Source organism: Methyloligella solikamskensis, assembly GCF_042676065.1.
GTDB lineage: Bacteria > Pseudomonadota > Alphaproteobacteria > Rhizobiales > Methyloligellaceae > Methyloligella > Methyloligella solikamskensis.
The window spans coordinates 1014997-1035892 of sequence record NZ_JBHTJO010000001.1; the positions used below are offsets into that span (position 1 = coordinate 1014997).

Below are 20896 nucleotides of genomic sequence, written 5' to 3' on the forward strand. Positions count from 1 at the left end.
CTTTTCTTCCGACGGAAATACTTTTTGGAGCCCGCCCTGGCGGCTGAAGTCCGGAACCGGTCTCAGGCCACATCTCCTGTGCCGCGGCCCATCCCGCCCGTGGGCCATAGGATCGGCGAGGTGGCCGACAAGAGCCCTGCACGCCGGACGACACTTATGGCTCTGGTGATCGCCGCACTCGTTCTGGCGGTCTTCAATTCGGAAGGAATGGTGTCGACTGCCCGTGACCTGGCCGAGAGCCGGGTGGGCCGGCCGTTGCTGCCGGTGGCCGAGCGCTGGGACGGTGCAATGGAGCGGATCGGTGCGAAGCGCTTGGTGGCGTCCGTCCGCGATCTCATGCTGGATGCGCAATATGCGCGCTGGTCCGATGTGGCGGGGGTCTTCGGCTTCGAGGGCGATCCCATGACGGCGGAGATGCCGGAGCGGGACGACCTGTATACGGGCGCGTTGCCGGAGGAGCGGCGTTAGCGACTTTCTCAGCGTGTCATCACCGGGCTTGACCCGGTGATCCAGTAATCCCTGCGCTACGACCAGCAAGAGGCGGTGGTTACTGGACCCCTGCTTTCGCAGGGGTAACAGCAGAGTGTGAGGCGCCGCCTACCGCGGCAGGTCGGTGTGTCCCATGAGGAACTTGTCGACCGCGTGCGCCGCCTGGCGGCCTTCGCGAATAGCCCAGACGACTAGGGACTGGCCGCGGCGCATGTCGCCGGCTGCGAAGATCTTGTCCGTCGAGGTCTGGTAGTCGCGGGTGTCGGCCTTTACGTTGCCGCGGCCGTCTAGCTCCAGGCCGAGCGCTTCCAGCATTCCCTTCTTGACCGGGTGCACGAAGCCCATGGCGAGCAGAACCAGATCCGCCTTCAGCTCGAACTCGCTGCCTTCGATGGGCTTCATGTCCTCGTCGAGGCGCTGGCATTCCAGAGCGGTAACCTTGCCGTCCTCGCCGATGAAGCGCTTCGTGGACACGCTGAAGTCGCGCTCCGCGCCTTCCGCCTGGCTGGAGGAGGTGCGGAACTTCAGCGGCCAGTGGGGCCACGTCATCATGGTGTCTTCCTGCTTCGGCGGCATGGGCATGATCTCCAGCTGGGTCACGGAGACCGCGCCCTGGCGGAAGGAGGTGCCGATGCAGTCGGAGCCGGTATCGCCACCGCCGATCACCACCACATGCTTGCCGTCGGCCAGGATCGGCTCGACATCGCCCAGATCTTCGCCGGACACTCGGCGGTTCTGCTGGGTCAGGAAATCCATGGCGAAATGGACGCCGTCGAGCTCGCGGCCCTCGATGGGGAGGTCGCGGGGCGACTCCGAGCCGCCGGCGAGCACGACAGCGTCGTAATCGCTGATCAGCTTCTTCGCCTCGACGTCCTTGCCGATATGGGTGTTGAGATGGAACGTCACGCCTTCCGCCTCCATCTGCTGGTGGCGGCGCTCGATGATGTATTTCTCCATCTTGAAGTCCGGGATGCCGTAGCGCAGAAGTCCGCCGGGCTGGGCGTTCTTCTCGTAGACATGGACATCATGGCCGGCGCGGGCGAGCTGCTGGGCGCAGGCCATGCCGGATGGACCTGAGCCCACCACGGCGACGGTCTTGCCGGTCTTGTGATCCGGCGGCTGGGGCGAGATCCAGCCCTCCTCGAACGACTTGTCGGCGATGGCGCATTCGATGGATTTGATGGCCACGGGATCGTCGTGGATGTTGAGAGTGCAGGCGGCCTCGCAGGGCGCCGGGCAGACGCGGCCCGTCACTTCCGGGAAGTTGTTGGTGGAGTGCAGGTCGCGCGAGGCCTCCTGCCAGTCCGAGTGATAAACGAGATCGTTCCAGTCGGGGATCTGGTTGTTTACCGGGCAGCCCTGATGGCAGTAGGGGATGCCGCAATCCATGCAGCGTGCCGCCTGCTCGGCGACCTCGCCCTCGGGCATGGGCTTCACGAACTCATGATAATGGCGCACGCGATCGGCGGCCGGCTCCATGCGCCGGTCTTCACGCTCGATCTCGAGGAAGCCTGTGACTTTTCCCATTTTCTTCCCAACCGTTGCGGCGGCTGAAGGCACCGCCGTTCTCTAACCTATTCCGTCGTGGCGCGCGCCGGTCCTCCCCCTTTCAACTTACGATGAAATGTGGGGGCGGTGGCGTCTTAAGCTGCGCTATTTGGCGTCGGGCATGCCGACTTCGAGCTCGGCCATGCCGGTGTCCTCGGCGGCTTGCGCCTCGGCCATCTCTTCCAGGGCACGGCGATATTCGACCGGCATCACCTTGATGAATTTCGGCAGATACTCGCCCCAGTTCTCCAGGATGTGACGGGCGCGCTTGGAGCCCGTGTAGTGGAGATGGTTCTGGATGAGCTGGCGCAGCCGCTTCTCGTCGTCCCGGGTCATATCCGTGAGGTCGACGAGTCCGTGGCTTTCCATGTCGTGGATCTGGTGCTGATCTTCGGCGTTGTAGTCCTCTTCCGCCGGGATCGGCTCGAGATCGACCATGGCCATGTTGCAGCGCTGCTCGAAATCGCCCGCCTCGTCGAGGACATAGGCCACGCCGCCGGACATGCCGGCCGCGAAGTTGCGGCCCGTGCCGCCAAGCACGACGACAACGCCGCCGGTCATGTATTCGCAGCCGTGATCACCGGTGCCTTCGACAACGGCTAGAGCGCCGGAATTGCGGACGCCGAAGCGTTCGCCGGCGACGCCGTGGAAGTAGCACTCGCCGGTGATGGCGCCGTAAAGCACCGTGTTGCCGACGATGATGGACTCTTCGGGCACGATCCTCGCTTCTTCCGGCGGCCGGACGATGATGCGTCCGCCGGATAGGCCCTTGCCGACATAGTCGTTGCCTTCGCCGATCAGGTCGAGGGTGATGCCGTGGGCGAGCCACGCCCCGAAGCTCTGGCCGGCAGAGCCGCGCAGAGTGATCCAGATCGTGTCCTCGGGCAGGCCCTTATGGCCGTATCGTACGGCGACCTCGCCGGAGAGCATCGCGCCGGCGGTGCGGTCGATGTTCTTGATCGGCAGGTCGAGCTTGACCGGCTTACGGTCTTCCAGGGCGTCCTTGGACAGCTCGATGAGCTTGCGGTCCAGCACCTCTTCCAGCTCGTGGTCCTGACGCTCGGTGTTGGAGAGCGGGACCTCGGGGCCGACTTTCGGCTTGTGGAAGATGCGGCTGAAGTCGAGGCCGCGGGCCTTCCAATGGTCGATGGCCTCGCTCTTGTCGAGGATCTCGGAGCGGCCGATGAGGTCCTGAAGCTTCGTGAAGCCGAGGGACGCCATGTATTCGCGCACCTCTTCGGCGATGAAGAAGAAGTAGTTGATGACGTGCTCCGGCGTGCCGGAGAAGAGCTTGCGCAGCACCGGATCCTGGGTGGCGATGCCGACCGGGCAGGTGTTCAGATGACACTTGCGCATCATGATGCAGCCCACGGCGATCAGGGGCGCGGTGGCGAAGCCGAACTCGTCGGCGCCGAGCAGGGCGCCCACCAGCACGTCGCGGCCGGTGCGCAGTCCGCCATCCACCTGAACGCAGATGCGGCCGCGCAGATGGTTCAGCACCAGCGTCTGCTGGGTCTCGGCGAGGCCGATCTCCCAGGGGCTGCCCGCATGCTTGATGGAGGTGAGGGGCGAGGCACCCGTGCCGCCCTCGAAGCCCGCGATGGTGACGTGGTCGGCCTTGGCCTTGGCGACGCCGGCGGCGACCGTGCCCACTCCGATCTCCGACACCAGTTTCACCGAGATATCGGCTTTCGGGTTGGTGTTCTTCAGATCGTAGATGAGCTGCTTCAGATCCTCGATCGAATAGATGTCGTGGTGCGGCGGCGGCGAGATGAGGCCGACGCCCGGCGTCGAGTGACGCACCTTTGCGATGGTCGCATCGACCTTATGGCCGGGAAGCTGGCCGCCTTCGCCGGGCTTTGCGCCTTGGGCCACCTTGATCTGGATCATGTCGGAATTGACCAGATATTCCGTGGTCACGCCGAAGCGGCCCGATGCCACCTGCTTGATGGCCGAGCGCATGGAATCGCCGTTCTCCATGGGCGTGAAGCGGTCTGTCTCCTCGCCGCCTTCGCCGGTGTTGGATTTGCCGCCGATGCGGTTCATGGCGATGGCGAGCGTGGTGTGCGCCTCGCGGCTGATGGAGCCGTAGGACATGGCGCCGGTGGCGAAGCGTTTGACGATCTCCTCCGCCGGCTCGACCTCTTCCAGGGGAACCGGCTTGCGGCCCAGCTCTTCGGCAGAGCGGACGCGGAACAGGCCGCGCAGGGTCAGCAGATGTTCGTTCTGCTTGTTCACCTGCTCGGCGAAGCTGCGGTATTTCTCCGGCAGGTTGCCGCGCACGGCGTGCTGCAGGTCGGCCACGACCTCCGGACGCCACATATGCTGCTCGCCGCGGATGCGGAAGGCGTATTCGCCGCCGACGTCGAGGGCGTTCTTAAGGACGGGCGCATCGGAGAAGGCCAGGCGATGGCGTTCGACCGTCTCGCGGGCGATCTCCTTCAGGCCGACGCCTTCAACCTGGGTGTGAGTGCCGGTGAAGTACTTCTTCACGAAATCGGAGCGCAGGCCGACGGCATCGAAGATCTGGGCGCCGCAATAGGACTGATAGGTCGAGATGCCCATCTTGGACATCACCTTGAGGATGCCCTTGTTGATGCCCTTCACGTAGCGCTTGATGGCTTCCTTGGCCGTCAGCTCCTCCTCCAGATCGTCGAGGATGTCGATGATCGTGTCGAAGGCGAGGTACGGGTTGATCGCCTCGGCGCCGTAGCCAGCCAGGGTGCAGAACTGGTTCACCTCATAGGCTTCGCCGGTCTCCACCACGAGGCCCACGGAGGTGCGCAGGCCCTTGCGGATCAGGTGATGGTGGACAGCGCTGGTGGCCAGCAGTGAGGGGATCGGGATCCGGCTCGCGCTCGCGGCACGGTCGGAAACAATGATAATGTTCTTGCCTTCCCGCACTGCGTTCTCGGCCTTGTTGCACAAGGCGTCGATCGCCTCTTCCATCCCGTCCGCGCCCTTTTCGGCCGGATAGGTGATGTCGAGGGTCGTGGTGCGGAACTGATTGTCCTCCACCTCGCCGATGGAGCGGATACGCTCCAAATTCTCGTTGGTGAGAATCGGCTGGGCGACCTCGAGGCGCTTCTGCTTTGAAGTGCCTTCCAGGTCGAGAAGGTTCGGCCGCGGCCCGATGAAGCTCACGAGCGACATCACGAGCTCCTCGCGGATCGGGTCGATCGGCGGGTTCGTCACCTGGGCGAAGTTCTGCTTGAAATAGGTGTGCAGCAGCTTGGGCCGGTCCGACAGGGCGGAGAGCGGCGTGTCGGTTCCCATGGAGCCCAGCGCCTCTTGGCCGGCCTGAACCATGGGGGCCACGAGGAACTTGATGGCTTCCTGGGTGAAGCCGAACGCCTGCTGGCGGTCGAGCAGGCTCACATTGGTCTTCGGGTGATGGTGCTCGCCGTTCGGGCCCGGCAGATCTCCGACATGGATCTGGGTGCGGTCCAGCCACTCCTGATAAGGATGGCTGGAGGTCATCTCCTCCTTGATCTCCTTGTCGGAGATGATGCGGCCCTTCTCAAGATCGATGAGCAGCATCTTGCCCGGCTGGAGACGCCATTTCTGGACGATCTTTTCTTCCGGCACGGGCAGCACGCCGGTCTCGGACGCCATCACCACCATGCCGTCATCGGTGACGAGGTAGCGGGCGGGACGCAGGCCGTTGCGGTCCAGAGTAGCGCCGATCTGGCGGCCGTCGGTGAAAGCGACCGCAGCCGGGCCGTCCCACGGCTCCATCATGCAGGCGTGATATTCGTAAAAGGCGCGGGTCTTCTGATCCATCAGCGGATTGCCGGCCCAGGCTTCCGGGATCAGCATCATGGCCGCATGGGTCAGGCTGTAGCCGCCCTGGACCAGGAACTCCAACGCGTTGTCGAAGCAGGCGGTGTCGGACTGGCCCTCATAAGAGATGGGCCAGAGCTTCTGGATGTCCTCGCCGAACAGGGGAGAGGAGACGGAAGCCTGGCGCGCGGCCATCCAGTTCACGTTGCCGCGCAGCGTGTTGATCTCGCCGTTATGGGCGACCATCCGGTAGGGATGGGACAGCTTCCAGGATGGGAAGGTGTTGGTCGAGAAGCGCTGATGCACCAGGGCAAGCGCCGAGGCCATCTTCGGGTGGTGCAGATCGGCGTAATAGGCGCCCAGCTGATAGGCCAGGAACATGCCCTTGTAGACGACGGTCCGCGAGGACATGGAGACGGTGTAGAAGCCGAAGTCGCGACCGCCGGTCTCGCCGTTGATGGTGTTGGCGATGACCTTGCGGACGAGATAGATCTTCCGCTCGAACTCGTCGTCGTCGATCTCCAGATCGCCCTTGCCGATGAAGACCTGACGGTGGAAGGGCTCGGTCTCGATCACGATGGGGGGCAGGCACTCGTTGTCGGTCGGCACGTCGCGCCAGCCGAGCAGGGTCATCCCCTCGGAGAGAACGGCACGCTCCACCACAGATTCGCAATAGATGCGCTGTGCCTTGTTGGACGGCATGAAGAGCTGGCCGACGGCGTATTCGCCTTTCTCGGGCAGCTCGAAATCGCAGACTTCGACGAAGAACTCGTGCGGGATCTGCAGCAGCATGCCGGCGCCGTCGCCGAAGCGCGGGTCGGCGCCTGCCGCACCGCGATGGGTGAGGTTCACCAGGAGCTGGAGACCGGATTCGATCGTCTTATGGGTGGGCTTGCCGTTGAGGTCGGCAACGAAGCCCACACCGCAGGCGTCATGCTCACGCGACGGGTCGTAGAGACCTTGCGCTTTCGGCATGCCTAAGGGGGCGCCGACAGAGCCCAAGGCGCTTCCAGACATGAGCGCGCTCAGTGATTTTGACGCGCCGATCGAACGCATACGCGAATTCTCGAATTTCATAGCCACATCGAAGTTTGGCCCGCGCCTTCAGGTCCGCGTCTTTTTGCGGGTTCGGAATATGCCGGCGGGGCATTAAGGTTACGTGTGTCGCTCAGCCAATAAGTCAACGCTGAGGCTGTGCATAGTGCAACAGACCCAGCCCATCCTCAGGCGATCCCCTTGTCGACCCGGCCTCCTGGCGGAAGCACGCTGAATGATGTTCAGTCTGCGATCGCGGCTGCCGGAGGCCGTCCGCAATGTCCGGCGGTTCCACAAAGGTCAGCAAGCCTGTCCTATTCGGCTCCAAAATGACAGAATTCCCCTCGGCAGACAAGACGATTTCGGGCGGGAGCGGAGAGAAGCAACTTCCACACACGTAAAGCAGACCTGGGGTTGTGTCTCTGCGTGTGCTCGTATGCTGAAAACAAACGGAATGGCGAAAGAAAATCGTATCGCGAATTTTCGAGCGGGGACGATTTTCGCTTGCAGATCATATCCTTACAGCAGTCGCCTGACCGAAAAACTCGCCGAGAAAACTTGCGTCCATTAACTCCCGCGTAAAGTGTCTCGCGGTAAGTTGCTTCCACTGCCAGAGACAAAAGTCCAGCGTGTCTTGCGGTGGTACCTAGAGCAGGTTTTCTCCCATAGCACCTGCAACAAGGAAGGGCGCCCCCAAACCGGAGGCGCCCTTTTTGTTTCTTGGAGTCATCTTGAGACTCCTGGAAAGCCTGACCGGCGAAGCTTACGCGGCCTGGCTATCGATCACCTTGGGGCTTTCGTTCTTGGTGGTGATCTCGATGGTGCGGGGCTTCATGGCTTCGGGCAGCTCACGCTTCAGATCCACATGAAGCAGACCGTTCTCAAGCTTGGCGCCGGTCACCTCGACATGGTCGGCCAGCTGGAAGCGGCGCTCGAAGCTGCGGGCCGCGATGCCACGATGCAGGAAGGTGGTGTCTTCAGTCTCCTCCTGCTTCTCGCCGCGTACGCTGAGCGCATGCTCCTTGACCTCGATGGTGAGGTCCTGCTCGCTGAAGCCGGCGACCGCCATGGAGATGCGGTACTGGCTCTCAGCGACGCGCTCGATATTGTAGGGCGGATAACTCGGGGCATCGTTCTCGAAGCTCCCGAGATGGTCGAGCAGGGAGCCGAGCCGGTCGAAGCCGATGGTCGAGCGATAAAGGGGGGTCAAATCGAATTGTCTCATGTCACATCCTCCTTAAGAAGCGATATGCTGATGTCCGCTCGATCAGGCGATTCTCTCACGACCGCTCTGATGGGTGAGCCGGACGGTTTGGGGCGCAACCCGGTTAGGCGTTGCGCGGTATGGATATGGTAAGGCGTCTTCGCCCGGTCAAGATTTCTAATCGGCTGAAATCGCTCGAAAATCGAAATTTTTCCAGAGCGGCCGCCACGCGGCCGAAGTGCCAAGTCCGGACCCCATGATGGAGCTTGTCTCAACCCCTCAGAATCCCGCACCGCTCGGCGCCACGGTCGGCGCGCTGGAGATCCCGCGCCGCTTCCGGAAACCCGTCCAGGTGCGCTACGCCCACTGGCCCTCGGGGCTGAAGGAGCGGCACGGGACGGTCTGCATCTTTCCGGGGCGCTCCGAATATATCGAGAAGTATTTCGAGGTTGTCGGCGACCTTCGCCGCCGCGGGTTCTACGTGGTGGCGATCGACTGGCGGGGGCAGGGCGGCTCGACGCGCCTGACGCGCAACCCCCTCAAAGGCCACGTGCGGAGCTTCGACGATTATCAGACGGATCTCTCCCGGCTGATGAACGACGTGGTGCTGCCGGATTGCCCGCCGCCCTACTACGCCCTGGCTCATTCGATGGGCGGGACGATCGCGCTGAAGGCTGCGACCATGCGGGGCAGCTGGTTCGAGCGCATGGTTCTTTCGGCGCCGATGATTCGCATCAAGGGCCTGCCGGGCTCGGACGCCTTCACGGCGAAGGTGACAGGGGCGATCTCAGCTTTCGGTCTCGGGCGGGTGGCGGTGCCGGGCGGCATGAAGGTCTATCGCGACTCGCAGATCTTCGAGGGCAACATCCTCACCACGGATGCGGAGCGCTTCGCGCGCAATCTCTCGGTCTTGCGGGTCGCGCCCGAGCTTGCGGTGGGGGCGCCGACCTTCGGCTGGGTGCGGGCGGCACTCGTGGCCTTGCGCGAGATCAACGATCAGGAGTTCGCACGCCGATTGCGGGTGCCCGTGGTGATGCTCGCGGCGGGCCACGACCAGATCGTCTCGAGCAGCGCGATCGAGAGCTTCGCCGACCGTTGCCGTCTCGGCTCGCAGATCGTCCTGCGCGGCTCCGAGCACGAGATCCTGCAGGAGCGCGATCCGATCCGAGAGGAATTCTGGGCGGCGTTCGACGCCTTCGTGCCCGGCGCCAAGATCAAGCGGAGCGCGTGAGCCGGGTTACGTGAGCGAGCTTACGTGTTGAGGTGCTTCAGGGCCTGCTCGTGGAGCGCCCGATCGCCGGAGGCGATGATGCGCCCGCCCTTCGAGGCATCGCCGCCTTCCCAGGTGGTGACCACGCCGCCGGCCGCTTCGACCACGGGGATCAGGGGCAGGATGTCGTAGGTCTGCAAACCCGCCTCGACCACGAGATCGATCTCGCCCATGGCCAGCAGGCAGTAATTGTAGCAGTCGCCGCCATAGCGCCGGAGCCGGCACGCCTCGGCCAGGGAGTCGAAGCGGGCGAGGTTCGCCGCGTCGAACATGTCTGGTGTGGTGGAGCCGAGTAGGGCGTCTTCGAGCTTGGCGCAGGCGCGGGTCTGTATGGTCTGCTCCGTCTCACCCCGGCGATAGAAGGCCTTGCCGTCCGCCGCCCAGAAACGCTCGCCGGAAAACGGCTGCTCCATCATGCCGACGATCGGGACACCCTTTCGCGCCACACCGATCAGCACGCCCCAGAGCGGCTGACCCATGATGAAGGCGCGGGTGCCGTCGATGGGATCGAGCACCCAGCAATATTCGGCGTCCTCGTTCTCGTTGCCGAATTCCTCGCCGATAATTCCGTGCTCGGGAAACCGCTCCTTGAGCAGTTCGCGCATGACGCGTTCGGCTTCCTTATCGGCTTCAGTGACGGGATCGAAGTCGTTGCCGCCTTTGTGCGCAATATCCACCTTTGCGCGAAAACGCGGCAAAATGACCGAACTTGCCTGGTTCGCAAGGGCATGGGCTTGGTTTAAAAGGGCGTCGAAATCGGGTTTGGTCGAGGTGATGGTGGCGTCTCCTTGATGTGGTTTTCCCCAGGAAATCAACGGTCTTAGTGGCCGGCGGGGCTCCTGAAAGGGCCGAAATCCAACAAATCCGACCGTTCGCTATGGCTAATTTGCACCACTGTTCTGCAAAAGCCACCTGCGACGTCTACCACCTTGCACTTTGTGCGTCGCAATGACATATTGTTGCAACGCGGCATAACGCTTGTTGTGTCGCTGCCCTCCTTGGGCGTTTCCTCCCTAGACTTGGGCCGTTCGGATCTATTTCGAACGGCCCTTTTTTCTGTCTGCTGTTCTGGAGGATCTTCACGACTTCTCTGCGGGCTCTGTCGCTTGCTACTCGGCGGCGGCCTTCGGCACTTCCGGAGATCCTTGGCGCGGCGTCTCGCGATCGGCGGCGAATTCCATCACCGCCTCCACGACCCGTCTGAGGTCGGCGCGCAGCCGATCGAAGCCCGAACGTTTCTGGAACGTCATCTCATCCATATAGAGCGCGCGGTTGATCTCCAACTGCAGCACATGACGCCCCTTGGTGGGGTGGCCGTAATGCTCGGTGATGTAGCCGCCGGCATAGGGCTTGTTGAGGCTGACCACATAGCCCAGCGTGCGAAGCTGCTGGGCGGCGAGCTGGATCAGCGCCGGATGGCATGAGGTGCCGTAGCGGTCGCCGAGCACAAAATCGGGACGCATGCCGTTGCTGTCGGCCATGGGCGTTGACGGCATGGAGTGGCAATCGATGAGCACCGCGGAGCCGAAGCGCGTCTTGGCGTCGAGCAGCAGCCCGCTCAGGGTCTCGTGATAAGGCGTATAGATACGATTGATGCGCTCCAGGGCCGCGGCGATGGACAGAGGCTCCCGATAGATCTCCTCGGACTCCGACACGATCCGAGCGATGGTGCCGAGCCCGCCGACCACCCGCACCGACTGAGTATTGGCGTAATCAGGAAGCCGATCGCCGAACAGGACGGGGTCGAGCTCGTACGGCTCCCGGTTCACATCGAGATAGGCGCGCGGGAAATGGGCGACCAGCATGGGTGCGCCGAGCTCGGCGACGAAGTCGAACAGCTGGTCGACATAGCAGTCTTCGGAGCGGCGCAGGGTGAGGGGATCGAGCTTGGAGGCAGCCAGGAAGCTTTTCGGATAGCGGCGACCGCTGTGCGGCGAATTGAACACGAAGGGGCGTTCGATTTTGGCCGGCTGGATCACCTCGAATGCAGGTGACAGCTCCGACCTGATCGTCTCAGCCTCTTCGGGGCACATTCTAATTCCTCGACTGTCTGCCGTTCGCGCCGTCTCGATGGAAACGCGAACGGCAAGAGTGAGGCAAACTCTGCCAACCGGGACAAGTTCTGTCTAGGCGTCTTATGGCTTGTGCGACGTTGAAATTGAGGCAATGATTTAACCCTGTCGGGGGCGGCTTTATGCCACTCGATCCGGCCGCCGGTTTGGAAAATGATCGCAATTGCCTCGCGCATTCCAGACTGCGGGCTGCCATCGGCAAAGATGAGCGCGATTTCGCGCAGTAGGGAGCGAGATCCGCTCCGCCGAATTTTCGCAGGTGCTGTCTCGGCGTTGGCAAGGGCTCCTTTACCGGTTTGGTGTAGAGCCTTCGAATCTGCGGTCGGGGCAGTGATTCGGCGAGCGCTGAGCAGGTATCTTGTGTAACAAGTGTCTTGCTCGAGCAGCCGTGTTTCGCTTCGGCGATGTGTTTAGGGGGAAGTCGATGGTAGCGAACGATCCGAGAGCGCGCAGTCTTCAGCGCATTCTTCTGGCAGAAGATGACGAGGATATGCGGCGCTTTCTGGTGAATGCGCTGAACAAGGCCGGATTCGACGTTGTCGCTTTTGGCAACGGGCTTGAAGCCTTCGAGCGTATGAAAGAGGAGCCCTTCACGCTCCTCCTGACCGATATCGTGATGCCGGAGATGGACGGTATCGAGCTGGCCCGCCGGGCGAACGAGCTCGATCCCGACATCAAGATCATGTTCATCACCGGCTTTGCGGCCGTTGCGCTGAACCCCGACAATCAGGCGCCGAAAGACGCCAAGATCCTCTCCAAGCCTTTCCACCTCCGCGATCTCGTGGACGAGGTGGAGCGGATTCTCGAGACGGTCTAGGACAGCTCTTTAAGCGCGCCGGTGCGGATGGCCGCGATCAGCGGCCCCGCGCGTTGAGGGCGCGCTCGATGCCCTTCGCACAATCCTTGGCGAAATTCTGCACGGCTTGCTCGGCCTGCTCCGGCGTGGTGCCGGGGGTGGGCTCGAAGTCGCCCGTGTATTTGAAGGTCGAGCTCTGATCGTCGCCCTCGACGATTTTCACCGTGCCGACATAGCCGACATCGTAGGCGGATTTGAAATTCTTGTTGTCGGTGATGAGGTAGGAGAGGGTCTTCTCCGCCTCGTCGAAGGTCAGCATGCGTTCCCAGAGAATCGAGCCGTCGGTGTTGGTCAGCACGCGGACACGGCCGCCTTCCTCCAGGGTGCTGCCGACGCAGCCGCTGCTGAGAACGGGAAGCAGGTTGAACCCGCCCGCCATGCTCCAGACGTCATCGGCGGAAAACGGAATCGGTACGTTCACTTCGACATGCATGCGGGACCCCCAAGCGGTTCAATCAAGTTGCTTGATTGAGAGTCCGATCCTGTGAGTGCGCTGTCAAGGCTGGCCCGTGCGGCAAAGGCGACCGGCCGGGCTTTTAAATCAGCACTTCCCGCTCAGCATTCGGGGACGTTCACGGCGAGACCGCCGAGGCTCGTTTCCTTGAGGGTCGAGCTCATGGCTTCGCCGGTCTGGCGCATGGCCTTAATGCAATTGTCGAGTGGCATGAAATGGGAGCCGTTGCCGCGCAGTGCGATGGAGACGGCGGTCACCGCTTTCACGGCGCCGAGTCCGTTCCGCTCGATGCACGGCACCTGAACCAGCCCGCCGACGGGATCGCAAGTCATGCCGAGATGGTGCTCAAGCGCAATCTCGGCGGCGTTCTCCACCTGACCGGGCGTGCCGCCCAGCACCTCGCACAGACCGGCGGCGGCCATGGCCGATGCCGAGCCGACCTCGCCCTGGCAGCCGACCTCTGCGCCGGAGATCGAGGCATTGTGCTTGATGAGCCCGCCGATTGCCGCCGCGGTCAGCATGAAGTCCTCGACGCGTGCCGGATCGGCGCCCACGCAATGATCGACGTAGTAGCGAATAACGGCCGGCACCACGCCCGCCGCGCCGTTGGTCGGGGCGGTGACGACACGGCCGCCGGCGGCGTTCTCCTCGTTCACGGCCATGGCGTAGAGATAGAGCCGGTCGATGGAGGTGTAGGGCTGGCGGCTGTTGGAGGCCTCCTCCTCGCGCATCTGCTGGAGCATCTTGGGCGCACGGCGGGGAACGTTGAGCCCGCCCGGCAGGAGCCCCTCGGTGCCCAGCCCGCGATTGGTGCAGGAGGACATGGCGTCCCAGAGGCGCGCGATGCCGTTATGGACGTCTTCCGGCGAGCGGATGGATTCCTCGTTCTTGCGCTTCATCTCGCTGATGGAGAGATCGCTGGCCTTGGCCATGGCGAGCATCTCGGCGGCGCTTTCGAAGGGGTAGGGAAAAGCCGCTTCGTTTTCGTCCGAGGCGAGTGGCGCGTCCTGCTCCATCTCCTCGGCGCTGAGCACGAAACCGCCGCCGATGGAATAGTAGATCTCCTCCAGGAGCGGCTCGCCGTCGGTGGAGAACGCCTGGAACTTCATGCCGTTGGAGTGGCCGGGGAGCGGGTCGCCATAGTCGAAGACGAGATCGTTGGCCGGGTCGAAGGCGAAGGCGGGGAGGCCGTCGATGGCGATGGTCTTCTCGTCGCCGAGCTGCGCCATGCGCTCTTCCGCTTCGCTCACGTCCAGGGTCTCGGGGTGATAGCCGAGGAGGCCTAAGATCACCGCCCGGTCGCTGCCGTGGCCCTTGCCGGTGAAGGCAAGGGAGCCGTAGAGCCGCGCCTGGACGTGGCTGATCTCTTCGCGGCGGGGCAGCGCTTTCATATTCTCGACGAAGCGCGCCGCGGCAATCATCGGTCCCATGGTGTGGGAGGACGAAGGACCGATGCCGATCTTGAAGATGTCGAACAGGCTGAGGAACATCGAATCCAGTCTTCAGGCTTAGATATGCGATTGCAGCGCGGCATGACGACACGCGAAGGATCGCAGTGCCGCGCCTGCCTCACGTCGGAGGCGGAAAGGTCTTAGTTGGTTCGGCGCGCACTCAGCGACAAGGCCGGATCAGAACGTGGCCGGCGTATTGAACCAGATGATGCGCGCGGTTTCCTTGCCCGGATTCCGGTAGCCGTGGGGAATCTCGGAGCGAAAATAGAACGTGTCGCCGGCGTTCAGCACGAAGGTCTCGTCGCCGAGGGACAGCTCCAGGCTGCCTTCCAGCACATAACCGAAATCCTCGCCCTGATGGACGATCTTGCCGTCGCTTTCCGCCTGGGGCGGCACGGTGTGGATCGACGACTGAAACAGGAACGGGCTGGGCGACGGGGTGAGCAGCTCCAGCGCGATGGCCTTGTCCTCGTCGACACCGGTCTGGGCGATGGACGGGCGCTCGCCTGAGCGCGTGATGGCGCCGGTCGGCATCTGCACGAATAGGGCATTGATGTTGGTGCCCAGGATCGAGACCAGGCGGTGCAGCAATCCGATCGAGGGGGTGATCTTATCGTTCTCGATCTTGGATAGCATGCTCTCGGAGCAGTCCGCCTTCTGAGCCACCTCCTTCAGCGTCAACCGCTGCGCGAGCCGGTATTGCCGAAGCTTGGCGCCAATATGCACCCCTTCTGCCGGCGCCTTCGTATCCATCGTCAAATTGTCCCGTTTCCGCATCCCATCCGGCAACCGGCGATTGCGGATGCCGTGTCCGCGCACCGTGTGGCGGGCTTGGATTCGCCTATTGTTGCCGAGGAGCGCTGCATATCAAGAATCAAATCAGATCGCCATATCATTGGAGTTTATTGTGAGGAAAGCAACTTGACGGAACGTCGCTGAGCCCGTTACCCATAAGGGAAGCGATCAACAATAAGGGGCCACGCAATGTCCGTATCTGCCGCCGAACTCGTTGAAATGCGCCGCCCTTACGGCAAGGCGCAAGACCTGATCTTCGTGTCGGCGCAGACCGGCGACCCGTCAGACGGCGCCAAGGCCCAGCTCGCCGAGGTTATGGAAAAGATCGGCGCGGTGCTCAAAGATGCGCGCTGCACGCCCTCGGATGTGGTGAAGCTCGGCATCTTCTATCACCAGTCGCTGACGGCCGGAGAAGCGGATCTGCTTCTGGAGGCGCGGCGCTGGTTTCCCGACGATTACGCCCCCGTGGTGACCATGATTCCGCTCCACCACGTCCCCAACGGATGCCTTGTGCAGGGCGAGGCGATCGCGATCACGCCGGGCACGTCCCGGGCCACGCGCAAGACGGTCGAGGGGCCGACGATCAAGGGCAAGCCCGGCTTCAGCCAGAGCGTGCGCTGCGGCGACCTCGTCTTCGTCGGCGCGCAAATGTCGGTCGATGACGATGGCGAGACGCTCCATGAAGGCGACATCGTCGCTCAGGCGAAGACGACCATCGCGAATCTGGAAGCGGCCCTGAAGGCAGCGGGAACGGATCTCTCCGCAGGGGCCAAGCTCAACACCTATTATGTCGGCACCGGCACCACCGAAGACTGGCGACAGGCCGCCCAGGTCCGGTCGGATGGATTCCAGAAGCCGGGTCCGGGCGCCACGGGCCTGCCGATCCCCGGAAGCTTCCCGGACGATATTCTGGTCCGCCAGGAGATCATCGCCATCGCAGAGGAGGACGGCTCGCCCGCCCCGCGGGTGACGAGCTGGCCGGACGGGGTGTGGGACTGGCCGATCCCGGTCTCCTTCGAACAGGGGCTCTTGATCAACGGGCTAATCATCACCGGCGGGCAGATTGCGGCCGATACCAAGGGGATCGCCGTCTATCCGGACGATCTCGCCGCTCAGACCCGCGACGTGATGGAGACCATCGTGAAGATCATCGCGGGCTACGGGGTCGATACCTCTGCGCTGTCCAAGATGACGATCTTCTATGCGACCGATGGCGACCCCGCCGATCTGGACACGATCATGCAGGAGGTCGCGCCGTTCTTCCCGAAATCGTGGCCGGCGCTGACCATCGTGCCGCTCGGGCGTATCGGCCTTACGGGCATCGATATCGAGATCGAAGCCGTTGGCCAGGTCTAAGGCGCGGACATGCTGAAAAAGACTTCAGACGGGATGAGCCCCATCCCGGAGATTTTGGAGAACGCGCAACGCTTCGTCGAACTGCGGCGCGATCTCCATGCCCACCCCGAGACCGGCTTCGAAGAACGCCGCACGGCGGGCATCGTGGCCGATCTTCTGCAGTCCTGGGGGATCGAGACCCATACGGGCATCGGCGGGACCGGCGTCGTCGGCGTTCTGCGGGGTCGCTCGGAAGAGGGAACGCGGATCGGTCTGCGGGCCGATTTCGATGCGCTGCCTATCGAGGAGCAGGCCGATGTGCCGTGGCGCTCGACGGTGGCGGACACCTTTCACGGCTGCGGCCATGACGGGCATACGGCGAGCCTGCTGGCAGCCGCCCATTATCTTTCCCGCCGGCGGCCTGAGAGCGGAACGGTCACCTTCATTTTCCAGCCGGCCGAAGAAGGTCTCGGCGGGGCCCGCGCCATGCTGGCGGACGGGTTGTTCGAGCGCTTCCCGTGCGACGTCATCTTCGGCTGCCACAACTGGCCGGATCTGAATCTCGGTGAGGTGCAGGTGTGTCCCGGACCGGTGATGGCGGGGGCTGAGTTTTTCGACATCACGCTTAGCGGCACCGGTAGCCATGCGGCGATGCCTCATCACTCCCGCGATGTCATCGTGGCTGCGGCCGATCTCATCGGCACGCTGCAGACCATCGTGAGCCGCAACGTGGATCCGCTGGAGAGCGCCGTGGTCTCGCTGACCGAGATGCATGGCGGCAGCGCTTACAACGTCATTCCGCGCAAGGCCGAGCTGAAGGGCACGATCCGGCATTTCAAACCGGAGGTGCGCGATGCGGTGATCGACGCCATGAAGCGCATCATCGTCGGCGCGGAAGCGAGCCACGATGTCTCCATCGCGCTCGATTTGCGCAAAGCCTATCCGGTGACGGTCAACGACCCTTCCGCCGTCGATCCGGTGGTGGCGGCGGCCCGGACGACTGTGGGCGAGAGCAACGTCTTCACGTCCGGCCGCCCCACGATGAGCAGCGAGGATTTCGGCGACATGCTCGACGTCGTGCCCGGGGCCTATTTCATGGCCGGGCAGTCGAGCGACGTGCCGTTGCACCATCCCGAATATACCTATGACGACGATCTCATTCCCATCGTCGCCAGCATTTTTGCGCGCATCGTGCAGCTCCACGCCTCTTCGCGTGTCGAGGCTGCCGTCGCGGCTGACTGAACGCGCCGAAAGGGGCCCGCGGCGGGCCCGTTCTTGCAAGGTTCGGAACGAGGACTGCACGCCTCTGCCCCGGGCCTGAGCGGGCGCGTGCGCGGAGGTGTGGGAAGTCCAGCGCGGCAACGATTTTCGGGTGCTTGAATGCCCAAAAAAGCGGCGGCAGACGGCCAATAGTATGTGCAGTCAAGTGACTTGACTGGCAATCATTGGGGTTTATTGTTTTTGGTAGCTTGATGCAAACCCAGGGGAAAACGAATGTCCGTAACCGCCCTAGACAACGAAGATCGCCAATCGCACAAGTCTCCTTTTCTCCGTACCGGCGAGGAATATCGTCAGGGGCTGAGGGACAATCGCCGGGTCATCTATCAGGGTGAAGAGATCCGGGATGTGACCACTCATCCGCTCTTCAAACGCTCCGTCGACCGGTGGGCGGGCATCTTCGATGCTCAGTTCGATCCGGCCACCGTCGATGTCACGACCTATTTCGACGAGAAGCTCGGCGACCGGGCGAGCACCGCCTGGCTCGTTCCCGAGAGCAAGGCGCACCTGGCCCAGCGCCGGCATCTTCTGGAGTACAGCTCCGACCAGACCTTCGGCGTCTATGGCCGGATGCCCGATTACGGTCCGACGCTCGCCATGGGCTTCCTGTCGGGCATGCATCTGATCGAGGAGGCGGAGCCGGATGCGCCCGCCAAGATCAAGGAATTCATCGATTTCGGCCGTGAGAACAATCTTCTCAGCACCGACCTGATCGCCGATGCCCAGTCGGATCGTTCGCGGTCGCCGGGCGAGAACCCGGGCCGTCTGCGCTGCGTGAAGGAAACGGAGGAAGGCATCGTCGTCTACGGCACGAAGCCGGTGGCGTCGTCCGCCAGCATGGGCGACTGGGGCGGCATCGCGACCCTGCTCAGCCCGGACATGGATCCCGACACGGTGATGTGGGCCTATGTGAAGATGGGCTCGCCGGGAATTACGTTCGTGGCGCGTGAACAGGTGACCTCCGCGTCAGACACGGCGGAGGATCATCCGATCAATCACCTGGGTGAGGAGATCGACGCGCTGATCGTGTTCGACAATGTCCTCATCCCATGGGAGCACGTGTTCAGCTTCCGCAACAAGTCGACGCTCGCCTACTACCTGGAAGTCTGCGTGCTGCCGCACTGGGCGATCCTGGCGCGCATGGCCCGCCGAGCCCGCTATTTCGCCGCCGCGGCGAAGATGGTCACGGAGATCCTCGGTACCGACAAGATTCCGCCGGTCCGCGCTCAGGTGGCGGAGATCTACGCGTATTCCACGGCGCTGGAATCCTTCATCCTGGCTGCGGAAGACAAAGGCGAGCACACGCCCCACGGCATCTTCCTCCCCGACCGGACCAACATCACGGCGGGGCGCCTCTACGCGATCACCCAGCTTCCGGTGATCATGCAGCATCTGCGCGAGCTGTGCGGTCAGGGCCTGGTGAGCCGCTTCACCAAGGCGGACCTGGAGCGTGAGGATGTGGGCGCCTGGATCGACGAGTTCATGCCCGGCCACAACATCACGGGCCGGGGCAAGAATCGCCTCATGAACTTCATCTGGGATCTCACCTGCAGCGCCCATGCGGCCCGCGTGACCCTGTTCGAGAACGTGAACTCCACGCCGCCGCCGATCGTGCGCCAGCAGGTCTATCAATCCTACGACACGTCGGAGGCCGAGAAGCTCATCCGCGATGCGACCGAGCTGGATCAGTACAGGACGACGGTCGCCGAAGCCGCCGAGTAGTAAGAACGCGGGGCGGGCGCGCTACAGTGCCCGCCCCGCTTCGCCATCATCCAGAGGGCGGATAAGGCCGTCACTCTCATTCGATCCTTACTCGCTGGGAACAGAAGCCGCTCATGATCAAGAACCCCGTTCCGTGGCCCAATGGCGCCCGCTGCGCCTGCGCCATAACCTTCGACATCGACACGGACAGCATTCTGCATCTGGAGCACCGGGAGCGGGCGCCGGCGCTGGTTTCGACCATGTCCTGGCTGCAATACGACAAGGTCGCGATCCCGCGGATCCTGGAGATGTACCGGCGGTTCGATCTGAAGCAGACTTTCTTCTATCCGGCCTGGTGCATGGAGCACTATCCGGAGCTCGTCGACATGATCTTGAAGGACGGGCACGAGATCGCCGCCCACGGCTATCTGCACGAGAACCCGAACACGCTGTCGCCGGCGGAGGAGCTCTACTGGCTGCAGAAGCAGATCGAGGTGATCAAGAAATACACCGGCCAGCCGCCGCGCGGATGGCGGGCGCCGCTCTATAACTTCTCCCAGTACTCGGCGGACTACCTGGCGAGCGCCGGGATCAAATACGACACGAGCCTGATGGGCGACGACATCCCCTACGTGCTCAGCACCGAGAGCGGCAACGTGATCGAGCTGCCGACCCATTGGGGCATGGACGACTGGCCCCACTACACCCATGCGCCGGACATGCATTACATGATGCCGATCAAGTCGCCGGACGAGGCCATGAACGTGTTCATGTCGGAGTTCGAGGCCGCTTACGAGTTCGGCGGGCTTTGGGTCACGGTGTGGCATCCCTTCGTCTCGGGCCGTCTGGCGCGCTGCGCCCGGGTAGCCAAAATGATTGAGGAGATGCTCGAGCGGGGCGATGTCTGGTTCGCCAAGATGGAAGAGATCGCCGCCCATGTGCAATCGTGCATCGACGATGGCTCCTGGACCCCGCGGGTGGACGAACTACCCTATTATACCCAAATGATCCCGGAGCTTTCGACGAAGCCGCTGGCGCCGACGGGACCGGGCGAGTGAGAACCGAGGATTTGGTGATGGACGAGATGCGGGAGCTTTTCCTCAACGGCATGAGCCGGGTGGCCTGCACAGTCTCGCTCGTCACGACGGAAGGCGAGGGGGGCAAGGCGGGCGTCACGGTGAGCGCCATGTCGTCCGTCTCTGCCGATAGCGAGCATCCGTCCCTGCTGGTCTGCGTCCACGAGCTCAGCGCGGCGGCAGACGCGATCCGCCAGAACGGTGCGTTCTGCGTGAACGTTCTGGGCAAGGAGCAGGCATTCCTGTCCGACGTGTTCGCCGGGCGGGCGAAGGATCGCTATCCGGACAAGTTCTCGGCCGCGCGCTGGAGCGAAGGGGCGAGCGGCTCGCCGGTGCTGGAAGGCGCGCTGGTCAATTTCGACTGCCACGTGAAGGAGGCGTTCCACCACGGAACCCACTGGATCATCATCGGCGGCGTCATCGACATGCGCATGGCCGATCCGGGCAGCCCGCTGGTCTACGCCAATCACGCCTATTCGGAGCCCGCTCCCCTGCTGGAGCAGGAGGAGAAGGCGGCTTCGTAGGGGCCGTTTCGTCGCTTGGTCCGCT

Annotated in this window: 16 protein-coding genes; 8 read left to right on the plus strand and 8 right to left on the minus strand. The window is 63.2% G+C overall.

Going from position 1 to position 20896, the window contains the following annotated elements:
• The first annotated feature begins 120 nt into the window (after positions 1-120).
• The gene (locus ACFQ2F_RS04860; RefSeq protein ID WP_379086533.1) at positions 121-468 is read left to right on the plus strand and encodes a hypothetical protein; all 348 of its coding nucleotides are present in this window, start codon (positions 121-123) and stop codon (positions 466-468) included.
• Between the two features lie 129 nt (positions 469-597).
• Here the strand turns inward: ACFQ2F_RS04860 and ACFQ2F_RS04865 are convergent, their stop codons facing one another.
• The 3 genes from ACFQ2F_RS04865 to ACFQ2F_RS04875 all read right to left on the minus strand — a co-directional run bounded on the left by ACFQ2F_RS04865 (position 598) and on the right by ACFQ2F_RS04875 (position 8080).
• Positions 598-2016, minus strand: a complete 1419-nt coding sequence (locus ACFQ2F_RS04865) for a glutamate synthase subunit beta (RefSeq protein ID WP_379086536.1) — start codon at positions 2014-2016, stop codon at positions 598-600.
• Between the two features lie 126 nt (positions 2017-2142).
• Positions 2143-6837 carry a glutamate synthase large subunit gene (gene gltB, locus ACFQ2F_RS04870; RefSeq protein WP_379086539.1) on the minus strand — a complete coding sequence of 1565 codons (4695 nt, stop codon included), beginning with the start codon at positions 6835-6837 and terminating at the stop codon, positions 2143-2145.
• 781 nt (positions 6838-7618) lie between these two features.
• On the minus strand, positions 7619-8080 hold the full coding sequence (locus tag ACFQ2F_RS04875; protein WP_379086542.1) for an Hsp20 family protein: 462 nt from the start codon (positions 8078-8080) through the stop codon (positions 7619-7621).
• Positions 8081-8315: 235 nt separating this feature from the next.
• Between ACFQ2F_RS04875 and ACFQ2F_RS04880 the strand changes: the two genes are divergently transcribed.
• Complete coding sequence (locus ACFQ2F_RS04880; protein WP_379086545.1) at positions 8316-9290, plus strand: alpha/beta fold hydrolase; 975 nt, start codon at positions 8316-8318, stop codon at positions 9288-9290.
• 20 nt (positions 9291-9310) lie between these two features.
• Here ACFQ2F_RS04880 and hisN read toward each other — a convergent pair whose 3' ends face one another.
• Positions 9311-10105 carry a histidinol-phosphatase gene (hisN, locus tag ACFQ2F_RS04885; RefSeq protein ID WP_379090596.1) on the minus strand — a complete coding sequence of 265 codons (795 nt, stop codon included), beginning with the start codon at positions 10103-10105 and terminating at the stop codon, positions 9311-9313.
• Between the two features lie 333 nt (positions 10106-10438).
• The gene (locus ACFQ2F_RS04890) at positions 10439-11362 is read right to left on the minus strand and encodes an N-formylglutamate amidohydrolase (protein WP_379086547.1); all 924 of its coding nucleotides are present in this window, start codon (positions 11360-11362) and stop codon (positions 10439-10441) included.
• Between the two features lie 463 nt (positions 11363-11825).
• On the opposite strand from ACFQ2F_RS04890, the gene cpdR reads away from it, so the two are divergent.
• A complete protein-coding gene (gene cpdR, locus ACFQ2F_RS04895) occupies positions 11826-12218 on the plus strand; it encodes a cell cycle two-component system response regulator CpdR (RefSeq protein ID WP_379086550.1) in 393 nt (130 codons plus the stop codon).
• A 37-nt stretch (positions 12219-12255) separates the two neighbouring features.
• On the opposite strand, the gene ACFQ2F_RS04900 is transcribed toward cpdR, so the two are convergent.
• From ACFQ2F_RS04900 to ACFQ2F_RS04910, 3 genes are all read right to left on the minus strand, one after another.
• The gene (locus ACFQ2F_RS04900; protein WP_379086553.1) at positions 12256-12690 is read right to left on the minus strand and encodes an SRPBCC family protein; all 435 of its coding nucleotides are present in this window, start codon (positions 12688-12690) and stop codon (positions 12256-12258) included.
• Positions 12691-12812: 122 nt separating this feature from the next.
• Positions 12813-14201: an L-serine ammonia-lyase gene (locus ACFQ2F_RS04905; protein ID WP_379086556.1), complete on the minus strand. Its 1389-nt coding sequence runs from the start codon at positions 14199-14201 to the stop codon at positions 12813-12815.
• Positions 14202-14339: 138 nt separating this feature from the next.
• Complete coding sequence (locus ACFQ2F_RS04910; RefSeq protein ID WP_379086558.1) at positions 14340-14915, minus strand: cupin domain-containing protein; 576 nt, start codon at positions 14913-14915, stop codon at positions 14340-14342.
• 231 nt (positions 14916-15146) lie between these two features.
• Between ACFQ2F_RS04910 and ACFQ2F_RS04915 the strand changes: the two genes are divergently transcribed.
• The 5 genes from ACFQ2F_RS04915 (at position 15147) to ACFQ2F_RS04935 (ending at position 20871) form a co-directional block, all read left to right on the plus strand.
• Complete coding sequence (locus tag ACFQ2F_RS04915) at positions 15147-16313, plus strand: RidA family protein (protein WP_379086561.1); 1167 nt, start codon at positions 15147-15149, stop codon at positions 16311-16313.
• A gap of 33 nt (positions 16314-16346) precedes the next feature.
• Positions 16347-17534 (plus strand): amidohydrolase, encoded by a 1188-nt coding sequence (locus tag ACFQ2F_RS04920; protein ID WP_379090598.1) that lies wholly within the window; start codon positions 16347-16349, stop codon positions 17532-17534.
• A 252-nt stretch (positions 17535-17786) separates the two neighbouring features.
• On the plus strand, positions 17787-19292 hold the full coding sequence (locus ACFQ2F_RS04925) for a 4-hydroxyphenylacetate 3-hydroxylase N-terminal domain-containing protein (protein ID WP_379086564.1): 1506 nt from the start codon (positions 17787-17789) through the stop codon (positions 19290-19292).
• 113 nt (positions 19293-19405) lie between these two features.
• On the plus strand, positions 19406-20329 hold the full coding sequence (locus tag ACFQ2F_RS04930) for a polysaccharide deacetylase family protein (RefSeq protein WP_379086567.1): 924 nt from the start codon (positions 19406-19408) through the stop codon (positions 20327-20329).
• Positions 20326-20871, plus strand: coding sequence for a flavin reductase family protein (locus tag ACFQ2F_RS04935; protein ID WP_379086569.1), 546 nt, complete (start codon positions 20326-20328; stop codon positions 20869-20871). Before ACFQ2F_RS04930 ends, ACFQ2F_RS04935 begins: the two co-directional genes overlap by 4 nt.
• Positions 20872-20896 lie beyond the last annotated feature (25 nt).